At 60.6% G+C, this 16,044-nt stretch carries 15 protein-coding genes and 1 pseudogene; 10 read left to right on the forward strand and 6 right to left on the reverse strand.

What is annotated here, in order from left to right:
* Nucleotides 1-115: pseudogene (locus HBA54_RS23085) on the forward strand (IS5/IS1182 family transposase); the annotation flags it as partial.
* Between the two features lie 183 nt (nt 116-298).
* On the opposite strand, the gene HBA54_RS23090 reads toward HBA54_RS23085, so the two are convergent.
* The 4 genes from HBA54_RS23090 to HBA54_RS23105 are packed head-to-tail and all read right to left on the reverse strand — an operon-like array spanning nt 299 to nt 3,987.
* Nucleotides 299-1,549, reverse strand: a complete 1,251-nt coding sequence (locus HBA54_RS23090) for an aminotransferase class V-fold PLP-dependent enzyme (RefSeq protein ID WP_167229158.1) — start codon at nt 1,547-1,549, stop codon at nt 299-301.
* A 27-nt stretch (nt 1,550-1,576) separates the two neighbouring features.
* Complete coding sequence (locus HBA54_RS23095) at nt 1,577-2,041, reverse strand: PaaI family thioesterase (protein WP_167229160.1); 465 nt, start codon at nt 2,039-2,041, stop codon at nt 1,577-1,579.
* On the reverse strand, nt 2,038-2,823 hold the full coding sequence (locus HBA54_RS23100) for an enoyl-CoA hydratase (protein ID WP_167229162.1): 786 nt from the start codon (nt 2,821-2,823) through the stop codon (nt 2,038-2,040). Before HBA54_RS23100 ends, HBA54_RS23095 begins: the two co-directional genes overlap by 4 nt.
* Before the next feature lie 15 nt (nt 2,824-2,838).
* A complete protein-coding gene (locus HBA54_RS23105; RefSeq protein ID WP_322096104.1) occupies nt 2,839-3,987 on the reverse strand; it encodes a CaiB/BaiF CoA transferase family protein in 1,149 nt (382 codons plus the stop codon).
* Between the two features lie 226 nt (nt 3,988-4,213).
* On the opposite strand from HBA54_RS23105, the gene HBA54_RS23110 reads away from it, so the two are divergent.
* The 5 genes from HBA54_RS23110 to HBA54_RS23130 all read left to right on the forward strand — a co-directional run bounded on the left by HBA54_RS23110 (nt 4,214) and on the right by HBA54_RS23130 (nt 9,164).
* Nucleotides 4,214-4,933: a GntR family transcriptional regulator gene (locus HBA54_RS23110; protein WP_205944862.1), complete on the forward strand. Its 720-nt coding sequence runs from the start codon at nt 4,214-4,216 to the stop codon at nt 4,931-4,933.
* Between the two features lie 86 nt (nt 4,934-5,019).
* Nucleotides 5,020-6,015: a Bug family tripartite tricarboxylate transporter substrate binding protein gene (locus HBA54_RS23115; protein WP_167229168.1), complete on the forward strand. Its 996-nt coding sequence runs from the start codon at nt 5,020-5,022 to the stop codon at nt 6,013-6,015.
* Nucleotides 6,015-6,521, forward strand: coding sequence for a tripartite tricarboxylate transporter TctB family protein (locus HBA54_RS23120; protein WP_167229170.1), 507 nt, complete (start codon nt 6,015-6,017; stop codon nt 6,519-6,521). Before HBA54_RS23115 ends, HBA54_RS23120 begins: the two co-directional genes overlap by 1 nt.
* 49 nt (nt 6,522-6,570) lie before the next feature.
* A complete protein-coding gene (locus HBA54_RS23125) occupies nt 6,571-8,064 on the forward strand; it encodes a tripartite tricarboxylate transporter permease (RefSeq protein WP_167229172.1) in 1,494 nt (497 codons plus the stop codon).
* Nucleotides 8,064-9,164: a mandelate racemase/muconate lactonizing enzyme family protein gene (locus HBA54_RS23130; protein WP_167229174.1), complete on the forward strand. Its 1,101-nt coding sequence runs from the start codon at nt 8,064-8,066 to the stop codon at nt 9,162-9,164. The genes HBA54_RS23125 and HBA54_RS23130 overlap by 1 nt, the downstream gene beginning before the upstream one ends.
* Nucleotides 9,165-9,270: 106 nt before the next feature.
* Here HBA54_RS23130 and HBA54_RS23135 read toward each other — a convergent pair whose 3' ends face one another.
* Nucleotides 9,271-9,990, reverse strand: a complete 720-nt coding sequence (locus HBA54_RS23135; RefSeq protein WP_205944863.1) for an IS6 family transposase — start codon at nt 9,988-9,990, stop codon at nt 9,271-9,273.
* A 665-nt stretch (nt 9,991-10,655) separates the two neighbouring features.
* On the opposite strand from HBA54_RS23135, the gene HBA54_RS23140 reads away from it, so the two are divergent.
* From HBA54_RS23140 to spt, 4 genes are all read left to right on the forward strand, one after another.
* On the forward strand, nt 10,656-12,440 hold the full coding sequence (locus HBA54_RS23140; RefSeq protein ID WP_167229176.1) for a fatty acyl-AMP ligase: 1,785 nt from the start codon (nt 10,656-10,658) through the stop codon (nt 12,438-12,440).
* Nucleotides 12,441-12,527: 87 nt separating this feature from the next.
* On the forward strand, nt 12,528-13,487 hold the full coding sequence (locus HBA54_RS23145) for an NAD-dependent epimerase/dehydratase family protein (RefSeq protein WP_167229178.1): 960 nt from the start codon (nt 12,528-12,530) through the stop codon (nt 13,485-13,487).
* 109 nt (nt 13,488-13,596) lie between these two features.
* Entirely contained in the window at nt 13,597-13,869 is a 273-nt protein-coding gene (locus tag HBA54_RS23150) for an acyl carrier protein (protein ID WP_167229180.1), read from the forward strand.
* A complete protein-coding gene (gene spt, locus HBA54_RS23155) occupies nt 13,853-15,067 on the forward strand; it encodes a serine palmitoyltransferase (RefSeq protein ID WP_167229182.1) in 1,215 nt (404 codons plus the stop codon). Before HBA54_RS23150 ends, spt begins: the two co-directional genes overlap by 17 nt.
* 18 nt (nt 15,068-15,085) lie before the next feature.
* Here spt and HBA54_RS23160 read toward each other — a convergent pair whose 3' ends face one another.
* Nucleotides 15,086-16,042, reverse strand: coding sequence for a hypothetical protein (locus HBA54_RS23160; RefSeq protein WP_167229184.1), 957 nt, complete (start codon nt 16,040-16,042; stop codon nt 15,086-15,088).
* Nucleotides 16,043-16,044 lie beyond the last annotated feature (2 nt).

The raw sequence follows: 16,044 nt of genomic DNA on the forward strand, positions 1-16,044 counted from the left end.
CATGTTCTGTCGGCTCAAAGATTTCCGAAGAATCGCCACCCGATACGACAAACGCGCAGATACTTTCCTATCTGCCGTCTTCATCGCCGCAATCATCACATGGTGGCTCAATTGAGTCCTGACCCTAGATCGGATCTAATCAAAAATTATCAGCGGTACCATTGGCGATACGCACATCTTTGTCGAGATGAGCAACGGCACGCAGGTGCATCTGGCAGAACTTGGCGTGGCGATCGGAGAACTGTACGCCTTTTTATCCAGCCACCTGGATCATGGTGAAGAGTTCATCTCCGTCTGGCTATTCAGCGATATCGTGCATCGCGGCCAGGAACTGCGCTACTTCGTGTTCGGTGTTGTAGTGACACATTGACACCCTGATGCAGGAGGCAAGCCCTAGGGGGCGCAGGATGTTGCCGGAGTAGTGGTCGGCCTTGCGCGTGTGTACCCGGATGCCGTTCTCGCGCAGGCGCGTCACAACGTCTTCTGAGGCCGCACCGTCGACGACCATTGAGACAAGCCCCTCGCGGCGCGGGTTATCGACGCCGCCAATGATCCGAACGCGCGGCATGTCGGCCAGTCCCTTAAGATTGCCGGTGCCGTAAAGCATCGCGTCGGTCAGCCGCTTCTCATGGGCATGAATCGCTTCCCCGGCGGCCTGGATGCGCTCTCGCCGGTCGGACGAAGCGGTGAAGTGTTCGCCCAGCCATTCGAAATAACGCACGACCTCTGAGAAGGTTGCATAGGCGCCGGTGTCCCTTGTGCCGAGTTCCCAGGGCGCGCCCGGGGCGTCCAGCAGGTGATCATGGGGCAGGGCGGCAAGCCTGTCCGATATCCAAGCCAGTCCATAGCCATGACGGGAGAACACTTTGTATGGCGAGATCACATAACCGTCGATGTCGTAGCTGTCGACGTTAAGCCGGCCGTGAGCTGCGTGCTGAATGCCATCGACGATGATCAAGCAGTCCGGCGCCACAGCGCGGATTGCAGCGGCAATCGCGGCTACGTCCACCGACATTCCAGTGACGGGCGAGGTATGAAGGATCGTGGCGACGCGGGTGTCCGGGGTGAGATAGGGCAGATAGGCCTCTGGCCCCACGGATCCGCTGTTCGAATCATGAGGGGCAACGAAATAGCCCTTACCGGTCTCGCGGGTCCAGCGGTCGCAGGCGCTGCGTGTGGCCGGATGCTCCAGCGAGCTGCCAACGACCCGGCCGCCGCCTGGGCTGCCGAGGCAGGCGGCGCTGATCAGCCGGAACAACAGCTCGGTTCCGCTTTCGCCCACGAAGATCTGGCCTTCCGGTGCGTTGAAGAAAATCCGGGTATCGCGTTTGGCTTCATCGATCATGGACTGAAGCGCGTGGGATGCCGGATTGTCCCGTCCCTGATTGTCAGGGATGGCGGCCATCTCGGCGGACTTCGTGACCACGGCATTCAGGGTAAGCGCGCCGCCGGCATTTTCGAAGAACACGCGTGGGCCGTCAAACGGGCAACTGTCCACATGGGCAAAGCGGCTGCGAATCTCTTCGAGCAGCCTGGGATCTATATTCACTGTCTCTCAATCCTTGCTGTGCCGTGGTTATGGCATTTTCCAGGTGGCCGTCGCAAGCGCGGCCAGCTTGCCGTCCTCACCCCAGAGCCGGCTTTCCATGAAAGAGATGCTGCGTCCGCGGCGGGTGAAGCGTCCTTCGCACGTTGCCTGGCCCGGAGGTACCGGGCGCATGAATTGAATCTTCAGCTCGATCGTCGCACCGGCGTCGGCCACTTTTTTGACGAGATGGCCCATCGAGATATCCATCGCGCTGGCCATCGCGCCGCCGTGCAGACTGCCCTGTGGGTTCATCACCATTTCACTGACCGGAAAGGTCACACGGCAGATTTCCTTTTCCGTATCCGGAGCGTCCTCGGGCAGGTACTCGAATGAAAGGCCGAGAAACCGCGCCAGAAAGAACGTCTCGAAATCCTGGCTGTGTTCGGCCAGCGCTGTTTCGAAATGAGCGCGGGCCGCGTCGGCATCGATCCGCCGGGGTCTGACCGCCATCATGAGCCCGCGAAGAGCGGCTTGCGCTTTTCCAGAAAGGCGCGGCGTCCCTCAATGTAGTCGGAACTGTCGAAGCATTCCTTCACCCGTTGTTCGCAGGCGGCGAGGTCGCGCGCGCTTTCGTCCTTGAGCGTTTCGCCGATGATGAACTTCACCGAGCCGACGGTCATTGGCGCATTGGCGGCGATCATCGCGGCCGTTTCCTCGGCGGCCTGCCTTACCGCACCATCCGGCACGATCCGATTGACGAGACCCATGATGCGGGCATCCTCGGCGTCGAAGCGGCGGGCGGTGAAGAAGATCTCCTTTGCAAAGGCGGGCCCCACGATATTGACAAGGCGGTTGATTCCGGCAAAACCATAGCCCAGCCCGAGCTTCGCCGCCGGGATGGCGAATTGCGAGCCTTCGCCGCAAATCCGAAGGTCGCAACACAGTGCCAGTGCGACACCGCCGCCGACGCAAAACCCGTCAATCTGCGCGATTGTCGGTTTTGGAAACCCCTCGACCGCAGTGTAGACGCGCTTTGTGGTCGTATTGTAGTGGGCGACGGCCTTTTCATCTGCGCGTTCAGTTTCGAATTTTGAGATATCGGCACCCGAAACGAACGCCTTGCCGCCCGCGCCTGAGAGAATGAGGATGCGCACCGAGGGGTCTTCGGCAAACGCCTCCAGCGCCGTCTCGACGGCCTCCCACATCTCCAGGGAAACCGCGTTGCGCTTCTCCGGCTGGTTGAAGATGATCCGGGCGATGTCGCCGTTGCGTTCCGTGAGTACTTTGTCGGTCATGGAAGTTTGTCCCATTTAGATCGCGCCATCGCGCTTCATGTCCCTGATATCGTCCTTTGTGTAGCCGAGCTCGGCGAGAATCTCGTTGCTGTGCTGGCCGGCCGTGGGCGGCGGGGCGACGATCCGGCTTGGCGTCCGGCTCATGATGATCGGTTGGCCGATCAGATGGGTGTTGCCGCGCTCGTGGCTGGTGACCGGCTGAGCCAGGCCCAGGTGGCGGACCTGTGGGTCGCGAAACACCTGACCGATGTCGTTGATCTCGCCGGCCGGGACGCCTGCGGCGTTCATGATCTCTATCCATTCGGCGGTGGATTTAGACTGTGTGATCGTTTCGATCTCGGCGCCAAGAGCGTCGCGGTTTTCTGACCGGGCAGGGGCGGTCTCAAAGCGCTCATCGGTTGTCCAGTTCTCGCGCCCCAGCGCTCTGGCGAACCGCTTCCAGATATCTTCGCCTGCGACGGCGAGGTTCATATGGCCGTCGCCGGTGCGGAACACGCCCGTCGGGATCGAGGTGGGGTGATTGTTGCCGGCCTGTTTCGGCACGTCATTGTCGACAAGATAGCGTGCACCCTGAAAATCCAGCATGAAGACCTGCGCCTGCAACAGGGAGGTCTGAACCCATTGACCTTGTCCCGACACCGCGCGTTCGAGCAGCGCAAGCAGAATGCCTTGCGCAGCCAGAAGCCCCGCACTGAGATCGGCGATCGGGATGCCTACCCGCATCGGCCCTTCGCCGGGTTTTCCGGTGATCGACATCAGCCCGCCCATGCCCTGGGCAATCTGGTCGAAGCCGGGGCGTTCCGCGTAGGGTCCGTCCTGGCCGAACCCGGAAATTGAGGCGTAGACGAGGCCGGGGTTGGTTACCGCAAGCGTGTCGTAGTCGATGCCCAGGCGCTTTTTGACATTGGGCCGAAAGTTCTCGACCACCACATCGGCGGTATCGGTAAGGCGTCGGAACGCCGCTTTCCCGGCGGGCGATTTCAAATTCAGCGTCAGGCTGCGCTTGTTGCGGTGGAGATTCTGGAAGTCGGGACCGCTACGCGGGCCGCCCAGCTGTGCAGCATCCACCGGCGTCTCGATCTTGATGACATCGGCCCCCCAATCGGCAAGCTGCCGCACGCAGGTCGGTCCTGAGCGCACGCGGGTTAGATCAAGCACCCGGATATTCTGGAGCGCCGAGCTTGCCGGTGGGGTCCGGGATGGGGCCCGCGCCGGTTCCGTCTCTGCGCCGTTTTCCGCCTGATTTGCGGCCGTTGGGTTGGTCATCGGCTTGCTCCGGCCGTGGTTTGGACTTCCCTATTTAATAGGCACTGCCATTAATGTTGACAATATAAATGTTAAATGTTGACAAAATGAGGCAAGCCGCGTTTTCTATGGTGTCATGATGACAGTGTCTAAAATCATCGGCGCCCGCCGTGAGACGCTTGCCGGGGAGGTGCGCTCTGAGATCGAGCGCTGGATTCTCGCCGGCGAACTCGAGCCCGGCCAGAAGCTCAATGAAGTTGCGTTGGCGAACGTGATGGGCGTGAGCCGCGGGACGGTGCGCGAGGCGATTCGCTCGCTTGCGGATTCGGGACTTATCGTCCTGGTGGCAAACCGGGGCGCCTTTGTGCATCAGCTCACGGTAGACGACATCTGCAATCTCTACGATCTGCGAGGCGCGATCTTTGCCATGGGCTGTGCTGCGGTGGCGCGGCGGATGGCGGGCGAGTGGGACGAGGCGCTGATCGCGGCACTGCAGAAAAATCTTGAGGATATGCGCAAGGCATATGACCGCGACGATCGCCCGGCATACTACGATTTGAACATCGCCTTCCATGACATGATTCTTGCGGGTGCGCAGAACCCGAAGGCCAAGGGCGTCTACGATGGGTTGGTCAAGGAAATGCATCTTTTCCGCCGTCGTGGGCTGTCCGTGTCGCCGAATATCGCCCAGTCGATAAATGAACATGCCAACATCGTGGCCGCCATCGCGGCGGGAGATTCAGGTGCGGCGCGGAGGGCTGCGACGCATCACGTCGAATCAGGTCTCGACCGGTTCCTGAAGACCCTTTCCGATGGCAGCACGGCAGAAGAGCACCCCAAAAGCGATATCGCGAGGTCGAACTAGGACTGCAATGAAGGCGCCGACCCATGTCGCGCAGATCAAACAAGGCTCGCAGAACAAGGGCCGGTCATTCACTAAGGGAGGAAGACATGAGAGACTTATCGAACCCCACGCGCCGTGATTTCCTTGGCGTTACCGCGGCACTTGGCAGCGTTGCTGCAGGTATATCACTTCCGACAGCCGCTTTCGCTCAGGACGCGTTTCCCAGCAAGACACTGAACGTTGTCACCCATGCCGGACCCGGCGGCGGGACCGATATCACGACAAGGATGATGATGCTGCGTGCGCGCCGCGTCTTCGACCAGGATATGGTTGTCGTCAGCAAGCGTGGCGGCAGCGGCGCGGCGGCGCTGATGTACGCCAACGGGCAACCGCGCGACGGCCATACCTTTCTGACCATCACCCAGAGTCACATCTTCCAGATCATTCAGAAGAAGGTGCCTTTGACCATCGACCAGATCGCGGGCATTGCACGCGCGACCGATGATCCCACGGTGATTGCGGTACCGACAAACAGTCCGATCAGCTCGCTGCAGGATGTGATCCGCGCCTCCGCCGAAGCCAGTGGCGGTCTGAAGTGGGGCACGACCTTTGCCGGTGGAGCGGACCATGTCGGCATCCACAATTTCTGCAAGAAAGCCGAAGGCATTCCCTACACGATCGTGCCGTTCCAGGGCGGTGGCGATATCGTCACCAGCCTGGTGGGCGGCAATGTCGATCTTGCGATCCTCAACTATGCCGAAGGGGAAAGCCAGTTCGCTGCAGGCGATCTAAAGCCAGTCGTTGCGTTGTCCGCAGAGCGTATTTCCGGCATCCCGGACGTTCCGACGGCGGCCGAGCAGGGGATCGCTGCCTATGCCTCGACGGTGCGGGGGTTCGCCGCGCTGTCGGGCGTGCCGGAGGATCGCATGAAGGTCCTCGAAGAAGGCCTCATCGCCGCAATGGGCCATTCGGCCTATCAGAGCTATCTTCAAAGTGGCGGCATGACCTCGAGTTCGGTCGTTGGCATGGACGAATGGAACGCCCATATCGAGCGTATTTTTGTTGAGAGCGAGACGGCTCTTAAGGAACTCGGCCTGATCTGATGAGCGCGGAAACCGAGAGCGGGCGGCCTGTGGAAACGGGCCGTCTGCCGCGCGACTTCCTTGTCGGCGTGGTGCTGTTGGCCTTCTGCGCTGTCACGTACTGGGCCTCGTTGGGGATCGCGGAAGCGCCGGCGGCTCTTGCGCAGAACGTGCAGCCCGCAACCTTTCCAAGGCTTGTCCTGACGATTATTGCCGTGCTGACGATGTTGATGATGGCCCTGGGATTCGGCCAGACCGAACCGGCCCGGCGCACACCGAAACTCGTCATGCTGATGACGGGAGCACTCATGATCACCTTCGTCATCGCTTTCGGGACGCTCGGGTCCTTGGCGGCGATGATGCTGTTTTGCCTGGTGATGCCCATCGTCTGGGGAGAAAAGCCGTCGGCAAAGCTTGTCGTTTATGCGCTGACCTTTCCGCTGGCGGTGTATCTGATCTTCGATGTCGGGCTCGGCGTCTACTTTCCACCCGGTGTGATCGAAAATCTCATCGATTCAATATTCTGAAACTCGGCGCCGACTGAATGGTGCCGGCAGAACAAGGACGACAGCCCGGATGGAGGCTTTTCTTACAGCACTATCGGCGTTTTCCGATCCCTATCTTCTGGGCGTCGTGATCCTCGGAACCCTTGGCGGTGTCCTGGTGGGGGCGATGCCGGGGCTGAGTTCGACCATGGCGACCGCACTACTGCTGCCGTTCACGCTCACCATGGAACCGATCCCGGCAATCGCCCTGCTGTCGGCACTTTACTGCGCCGGGACCTTCGGGGGTTCGATCACGGCGATCCTGGTGAACGCGCCGGGTGCGCCGCCGGCGGCGGCCACGGCTTTCGACGGCTATCCGCTTGCCCAGAAAGGCTATGCCGGGAAGGCGCTGGGCCTGGCCGCCGTATCAAGCGTGATCGGCGGCATTTTTTCAGTCATCGTGTTGATTGTCGCCGCGCCGCTGCTGTCGCGTGTTGCTTATAACTTCGGCCCGCCGGAATACTTTGCGCTGGCGGTGTTCGGCCTGTCGATGCTGGCCACGATCAGCGGCGAAAGCGCGCTCAAGAATCTCATCGGCGGCGCCATCGGCGTGCTGATCGCAACGGTCGGCATGGATTTTACCACGGGGATTGAGCGCTTCACCTTCGGCAATTGGGCGTTGTCGGAGGGTATCCACTTTATCCCGGTGATGATCGGCCTCTTTGCCGGTGCGGAGTTCATCAAGCAATCCGGCAAGCTGGATCAAAAGCGCTTCCGTGTGCCTTTGAATGCCGTAAAGCTGCCCACGCGCCAGGATATCAAATACTGTCTGGGCACCATCGCACGGTCTTGCGGTATCGGCTCGTTCATCGGGCTTTTGCCGGCTGAAGGCGGCACGGTGGCTGCAATGATGGGCTACAATGAGGCCAAGCGTTTTGCCAAGGACAAGTCGCAGTTCGGCAAAGGCGACCTGCGCGGAATCGCGGGTCCCGAGGCGGCCAACAACGCCGCAACCGGCGCGGCGATGGTGCCTACGCTGGCGTTGGGCATCCCCGGCAGCGCCACGACGGCCATCATTCTCGGAGCGCTCCTGGTGCACGGGCTGCGTCCGGGTCCGCATCTCTTCACCGAGCAGCCGGCGCTGCTCTATTCGATCTTCCTGGCGATGCTGATCGCCAATTTCGCCTTCGCGGCCTTCGGATTCCTCGGGGCCAAGGTCTTTGCGCGCATCACCCTGATCCCGACCGAATACCTCTGGCCCGCGGTGTTCATCCTTGCCTGCGTCGGTTCCTATGCCCTTGAACAGGCGATGCTGGATATCTGGGTCATGATCACCGCCGGGGTCCTGGGTTTCATCATGCAGCGCTTCGGATTTTCGGCAGCGCCGATTATCATGGGGCTGATCCTTGGTAAGCTTGTCGAAGGAACGCTAAAGCAGTCGCTGATCATTTTCGATCATTCCTGGTTCGGCTTTCTCGAGCGGCCGATCGTGTTGACCTTCCTGTTTTTGACAATGCTCTCCATCTCGCTGCCGTTCATCAGTGAAATGCGTGCCCGCCGGCGGCGGACGGCGCCGGAACGGTAATGCCGGGCATTGCGGCTGTCGAGGCCAGGGTTCACAGGCCCCCCGCGGCGGCTGAAGATCCCGAGCCCTATGCGGGCGCTGATAGTTTCGTGTTCGTGCGGCTGCGGCTGCGTCTGTCGGACGGCTGCGAAGGCGAGGGCTATACTGGTAGGTTTTTGGCCGCCGAAGTGGCGCATTTCCTTAACGGGTCGGTCGCAGAGGCGCTGGTCGGATGTGATCCGCTGGCCGAACCGAATTTTTCATCGAACCTCATGCGGCGTTTCAATCCACGGCAGATGACCGGCGTCGTGGTGTCGGCGTTCTCGACGCTCGATATTGCGTTGCACGATCTGCGCGCCAAGTCGGCGGGTGTCTCGCTTGCGGCCCTGCTCGGTGGGCGTCGGGCGGCGGCGCCTGTGCACGTGACCTGCGGGTTTCCGGCTCTCAGCACCGAAGCGCTGGCCGCCGCCTGCGCAAAAGAGATAGCGGGCGGAGCCGCCGGTGTAAAAGTGCTCGTTGCCGCCAGGGGGCGCAGCGTCGCGGAAGATGCGGATCGGGTGCGCGCGGTACGGGCGGCGATTGGAGACCGGGCCGATCTGATCGTCGACGCCAATTGCGGCTATGATCTCGATGCTGCGCGTAACTTTCAAAGGCGGACGGCCGATCTGGGACTGGCCTGGTTCGAAGAACCGGTACACGGCAATAACCCGGGTGCGCTGGCGGCGTTGGCAGCGGACAGGGTCCATCCGATCGGGGCCGGGCAGATGGAGCAGTCGATGGAGCGGTTTCGTCAGCTGGAGGTTGCCGGGGTCTCTGTCTTGCAGCCGAACGCGGTGTTCGCCGGTGGGATCGGGGCCGCGATCACGGTGGCCCAAAAAGCCCGGCGGAGTGGCAGGACGGTCAGTCCGGCCGGCGGCTGGGATATCGTGAATATCCATTGGATGTGCGGCGCCGTCGATCAGGGGCCGGTGGAGTTGCACCGCGCGCAAAACCGCATCACGAGGCTGCTGAGGGGAGGGGCGCCATCGTTGCCGATCGCCGATGGCTGTCTTGCCCCGCCGGGTGGGATGGGCTTGGGTCTTTTACCGGATGAAGCTGCGCTTGCGGCCTGTGCCCTATGAGGCAGGGGAACGAAGGGTAGATCCTTCTTCGGCGATCTTGCGGTGGTCGGATTGTCGCGACCGCGCAGCGACCGCACCTTCAGCAGCTTGGCTTTGGACGGCACTGTCAGACAAACCTGATTCGGCCAGTGAGCGGCGCCGATCCGAGGCGTTCAGGCCGCCAACTGGCGCCACTCCGCCAGGCATCAGACCGGTTCTTTTTGAAGTTGTCGCGGCGATTGAGATGGCGGTCCTGATTGAAATGATTGTGGATCGAGGCGTGGACAGCGGCAAACTTCTGGGGCGCCCTAACGTCCCTGAACCTGGTCATCGCCATCTCTCGTCGTCGGAACGGTTTATGTGAGTTCTCAGCCCGGTTATTGAGCCAACGGCCGCACTCCCGCCGCGCCACAATTCCCATAGCTTTCATCGCTGCGCCGTAAGATCGAAGCCGGTTTGTCACGATTGCCTTCGTCTGACCATAACGTTTCATCAAACGCTTAAGAAACTTCAGAGCAGTCTTGTGATCCCGACGCTTCGAGGCAAAGACTTCCAACACCTCGCCTTCGTGGTCCACGGCGCGCCAAAGGTAATGGGTCTGCCCATTGATCCGCACGAACACCTCGTCCAGATGCCAGCACCAATGCGAATACAATCGTTGATGAACGCGCCGCTTTCTGATCTCCGCGGCGAACATCGGCCCAAACCGGTTCCACCGGAACCGCACAGTCTCATGACAAATATCGATGCCACGCTCGAACAGCAAATCTTCGACCTGCCGCAGCGACAGCGGATAACGGATATACATCATCATCATCACTGCCAGGGGGATGACCTCGGGCGACATCTTGGAGTATCGGAACGGATTTCTCATCCGAGGACGCTACGAGACGCGCTTTCGACGCTCAAGCAATTTGCTCTGACACTGCCTTACGCCGAGTACTACAACGGTAGGCGAACGCACCTTTCCCTGAGAAAAGAGGCTCCATTCCATCGAGCGATCCGACGAAAAGGCCAGATCCATCCCCTAGCCGCTCTGTTTACAGGGTCAAGGCACGTAGTATAACAGTCCGGCCGCTAGGCGCTGTTCCCGGCACGCCCCGCGCCGGCAGGCTACAGTGGAACTTTGTCCAAACAGTTATTGATCTTCAAAGGCTATGATCATATGTCACAGGATTGAAACTTTCGCCGCAAGTGCGGCATCCTTTTATAGGCTGTGCAGGCGACTGCTTGCAGCAACGTTCAAAAGAACGGGATTCGCCCGTCTAAATGCATATAGAGCTGCTTTTGAGAGGTTGAGGGGCGCGACGCGGTCATTTGGCTGGGACTTCCCGAACTAAACGGACTATCTCGAATTTCTCAGTGGTCCCTTTCTGTCCGCTGGAAATACACAGTATCAATGCGCGCCCAGTAGTGCAGGGTGGTGAGTGTTTTGTGAGAGTTATAGTTGTTTTCAGAAGAGTAAAAACAGCTCAACTGTCCAAATAAAAATAGGCCGATGCAAGAGTTTATATGGTGAACGCCGCAGAATCCATAAATGAGAACTTGCCTATCGTTGTGTCAGACTTTGAATCTTTGGTCGAAGGTTTGGATTATGCAGCTAAAGGGCGGACTGGTTATAATTTTTTCTCATCTAGAGGTGAGCTTCAACAGGCTTTAACTTATCGAGAGTTGCGAGAGCGGGCGGTTGTGCTTGCGCAGCGTTTCGACAAGGCAGGATTGCAGCCTGGCGCCCGGGTGGCGATTGTTGCCGACACGGTTCCAGATTTCCCGATTTTCTTTTTCGCTTGCCAGTACGCCGGCCTGATTCCCGTTCCCCTGCCTTTACCGATCCATCTCGGCAGCCATGAGGCCTATGTCGAGCGTCTGCGTTCCATGATTACAAGGGCGGGGGCGGAGGTCGCTGTCGGTCCGCCGGAGATGATCCACTACCTGACCGAGGCGGCCGGTACCCTCAAGATGATCGGCACGCCGGCGGACTTTTACGCGCTGCCGCACGCGGGCGGTGATCTCCGGCCTTTGGCCGCGCATGAGCCTTGCTACGTCCAATACTCCTCCGGCAGTACCAGCCTACCGCGCGGCGTCTTCGTCTCCCAGCGGGCTATCACCGCCAATGCGCGCGGCATCAGCCGGCACGGTTTGAAACTGCGTAGCGGCGATCGCAGCACTTCCTGGCTGCCGCTCTATCACGACATGGGGTTGGTCGGCTTCTGCCTCACGCCGATGTTGAGCCAGATCACCGTTGACTACCTTTCTACCAAGAGTTTCGCGCTGCGGCCGCTCACCTGGCTCAAACTGTTGTCACAGTACGGCGGAACGATTTCCTTCAGCCCAACCTTTGGCTACGAGCTTTGTGTACGCCGTGGACTCAACGGCTCGGCCAAGGACCTCGATCTCGAGCGTTGGCGCATTGCCGGTATCGGCGGCGATATGGTGCGTGCGGAGATCCTAAAGCGCTTTGCCGATACTTTTGGCGTAACGGGGTTCTCATCCAAGGCCTTTTTGCCAAGTTATGGCTTAGCGGAGTCGACCTTGGCGGTAACCTTTGCCGCCTTGGACAAGGGAGCAGAGATCGACCGTGTCAACCAGGATCATTACGCGTCCAATGGTGGCGTGACGACGGTCAGGCGCGACCCTGACGGATCAAATCGGGCGGTGCGATCTTTTGTGAACTGCGGGACCGCACTGCCCGGTCATGCGGTGGAGGTCCGCAGCGAGAAGAACGATATGCTGCCGGATCGCTACGTTGGCCGAGTTGTGGTCAAGGGGCCGAGTGTTATGGACGGCTACTTCAACGATCCGGCGGCGACTGCAGCGGTGATGACGGATGATGGCTGGCTGGATACCGGCGACCTTGGCTACATGGCCGAAGGGCGCCTGATCGTGACCGGTCGCCGCAAGGACTTGGTGATTCTGAATGGCCGCAACATCTGGCCGCAGGACGTGGAGTGGGCTGTGGAGGCGCTTGAGGACGTCAGGGACGGCGATGTCGCTTGCTTCTCGGTCATCGGGCCCGACGGCGGTGAGCAAATGGTTGCTGTCCTGCAATGCCGACTGCATGATCCGGCCGCGCGCGAAAACCTGCGCAAACAGGCGGCCGCGACGGTCCGTAAAACCTGTGGTGCCGACTGCCGTATTGTCCTGGTGCCGCCGAAGACCTTGAGGTTCACCTCTTCCGGCAAGCTCAGCCGCACGGCTGTGCGCCAGGACTACATCGCCGGCGAAATCTTCGATGTAAGCTACCCGGTCGATCAAAAACCACTTACCGGCTCTGCTGCCGCGCAGTCAGGCGATTGATCTGAGAACGCGCGCTGGCTAAGTAGACCGTCCAACCCGCTTGCAATAGGGTTTCTTGTCGGGATGCCACGAGAAGCCCGAGAGGCCATGAACGGAACCACGCCTGTGGCAGGATGCGTTGCTCTTACCGGTGCCACGGGGTTTGTCGGTGGACATATCCTGCGGCAATTGGTCGATGCCGGCTGGCGGGTCAAGGCACTGACGCGGCGTAGCGACGGCTTGGCGGACTTCGGGTCTGCTGTGACGCCGGTGGTTGGGTCGCTCGAATCGCAGGCAGCGCTCACCGAACTGGTGACTGATGTCGATGCGGTGGTGCACTGTGCCGGATTGGTGGCGGCGCGTCGCCGGCGCGATTTCGATGCGGTGAACCGGGTTGGAACGGCGCGTCTGGTCGATGTTGCCGCAGCCGGCACCAAATCGCCGCAATTCGTTCTGATCTCCTCTCTGGCCGCGCGCGAACCACAGGTCTCGCCCTACGCCGAGAGCAAACGGTTGGGTGAGGATTGCCTGCGGCGGCAGGGGGAAGGTCTGGATTGGCAGATACTGCGTCCGCCGGTGGTCTATGGGCCGGGGGATCGGGCGACTTTCGACCTATTTCGCCAGCTTTCCCGGGGATTTGCCCTGCTGCCGCGTGGCGATGGACGTTTTTCGATGATTTATGTCGAGGACCTTGCCGCGGGCGTGGTGGCGTTGTTGCAGGATGGCGGTTTGCGATCTTGTGTTGCGGAGGTTCATGATGGCCGGGCGGGTGGTTACAGCTGGGACGAGATGCTTGCTATGGCTGAGCATCAATTGGGTCGCCCGTTGCGTGGCATTGCCGTACCGCGCCCTCTGCAGCGGCTGGTTGCGGCGGCCAGCGTTTTTGCCGCTGCTGTAACCGGCAGCGCGCCTATCCTCTCCCAGGGCAAGGTGAACGAAATTGCTCATCCGGACTGGGTCTGTCGGAATGAACTGCTCGATGAGCTAATTTCCTGGCAGCCGCGCGTAGGCTTCGAGGAGGGTTTCTCAAAGACTCTCGCATGGTATAAGGCTGCAGGCTGGCTCTGACGGACCGGTCGTGAGTGGAGAGGAACGCCGCATAGTCGTTTCGTTTAACGTCAGGCGATGAGTCCCGGGCTTTCATTCTGAGCCAGATCACGCAAAGAGGTGGGGATATATGCAGTGGGCTGCAGAACAGGTCCATGTGGAGGTCGTAAAGCTGCTTGAGCCTTTTAATCCGAAAGGTGTCGAGTTAAAGCCGGAAACAGATCTTTCCGAGGATCTCTTTATGGACTCCGTCGCGGCCATGAATCTGGTCATGGAGGTCGAAGACCGATTTGAAATCGACATTCCCATCAGCCTGCTTCCAGACGTGAATTCGCTGCAGGATTTGGCGGACGTGGTGCTTGTTCAGCTCAACAAGAAACAGACCAATGAGCCTATTAGATAAATACGATCAGGTTTCCGCGCGTCACAAGCGGCTTTTAGCCCTTGGCCGGGACCCTTTTGATGTCTGTATGGATCGTATTGTCTCGGCGACAGAGGCGATTATTGGCGGTCGAGACGTCATCCTGGTCGGTACCAACAATTATCTGGGGCTGACCTTCGATCCTGATTGTATCGCCGCCGCGGCCGATGCGCTGGCCCGTGAAGGTACCGGCACGACTGGGTCGCGTATCGCTAACGGTACCTATGCGAGCCACCGGGAATTGGAGGAGGAGATCGCCGCATTTCTGGGGCGGCGCTCGGCGATGGTCTTTCCCACCGGCTATCAGGCCAACCTCGGAATTCTGGCCGGCCTGGCGGGTCCCAAAGATATCATCCTGCTTGATGCGGACTCTCACGCCAGCATCTACGACGGCTGCCGGCTGAGCGGCGCCACCCTTGTCCGCTTTCGGCACAATTCCCCGGCCGATCTGGACAAGCGTCTTGAGCGCCTCGATGGCGAGGCGGCAAGCAAGCTTGTGGTGGTTGAGGGCATCTACAGCATGCTTGGTGATCAGGCGCCGCTCGACGAGTTTGTCGACGTCAAGCAGCGCCACGGTGTAGAGCTTCTGGTCGATGAGGCGCATTCTCTGGGCGTGTTCGGTGAACGCGGTCGAGGCCTTGCAGAGGCGGCAGGCGTCGAGGAAGAGGTCGACTACGTCGTCGGTACCTTCAGCAAAAGCCTGGGCGCCGTCGGCGGCTTCGGGGCGTCCGACAACCCTGGATTCGAGCGACTGCGTTATACGAGCCGGCCTTACATGTTCACGGCGTCCTCCTCGCCGTCGAGCATCGCCACGGTGTTGGCGACCCTCGAAAAGGTCCGCTCCCGCCCCGAACTGCGCCGACAGCTATGGGAGAATGCGCGGGCGCTCTATAAGGGTCTGATGGATCTCGGCTTTTCTGTCTGTGCGGAGGCCAGCCCCATCATTGCCCTTAAGATGCCGAACGAAACCGCTGCGGTCTTCATGTGGAATGCGCTGCTGGAAGCGGGCGTCTACGTCAATCTGGCCCTTCCACCGGGCACGCCGGACGGCAGCTGTCTGCTGCGGTGCAGTCTCTCGGCGTCGCACACGCCCCAGCAGGTCAAGCGGATCTGTGAGGTCTTTGAACAATCCCTTCACGCCCTTAAAGGCTGGCAGGCTGCGCAGTCGGCGGCTGAGTAGCGGGTTTTGCCGGCGGGCTTACTTGAAGGCTCCCTTGCGGTACAATCGCCAGAACAGAAAGCTTGAGGCGAGAATTGGGTGGCGCCGCTGCCAGGGTGTCAGGGTCACGGCGACCCCGGAATGCCGTTCAATCTTCCACAGCAAATAGTCGGGGCCTCCGACGAATGTGAAGGCCGCTTTCATCAGGCGCAGCACCGACAACAGCTTGCCTTGCGCGCGGCGCAGCAGCCACCTGGCCCGAACCGCCGTGCGCGCCTGCTCCAGCGGCATCCATTGCAGGGGCGACGGCCCTGCAGGTGGGGCGGCAGTGGCCGCCGCCGGCACCCGCAGGGTTGCGAGCACCGCGTTGCCGACCTGCTCAAAATAGCCCTGGTTTGCGTCGTAAAGCTTATCGGCCCGATCGGGCGCTTCTGCCCGTAACTCGGTCCGGTACGTTTCCCGAAACACCGCGGTCCAGAGGTCGCGGGTGCTGAAGTTCTGCTCCATCAGCATCAGGCCCTCTTCTACCATCTTCCTTGCGGCCCTTGCCAGGATCGCCGTTATGGCCGTTCGGGTCGCTTCGTTCCGGCAATACGCCAGTCTGCTCGGCTGGGCGAAACGAGCCCAGAGATAAGGATGAAACCAACGCCCGCCGGCGCCGGCTGCAAAGTCGGCGAGAGAGCATACGGCATACTTGGCGCGCAAGACGACAGCGTCGCCGTAAGCTGTCTCCAGGTAGTAAACGTTGGGTGGCAGTGCCCGGTTGAACAGCGCACTCAGGCGTCCGCCGTGGGCCTCCTTATAGCTGTCGACTATCAGATAGAGGTCGACCACCTTGTTCTGGACGCTGCTTTCGCGCAGGCAGGAGCCATAGAACAACACAGCCGCAACAGCGCCGTGACGGTGCTCCGCGGCTGCGGCGATGGCCGCGATCTGCTCCCCGACGGGTTGGGCGATCTCCGCGCGCAGCAGTGGCCCCAGGTCGTCGTCAGACACCG

This window comes from Pelagibius litoralis, from assembly GCF_011683915.1.
GTDB classification, from domain to species: Bacteria; Pseudomonadota; Alphaproteobacteria; order Kiloniellales; family Kiloniellaceae; genus Pelagibius; species Pelagibius litoralis.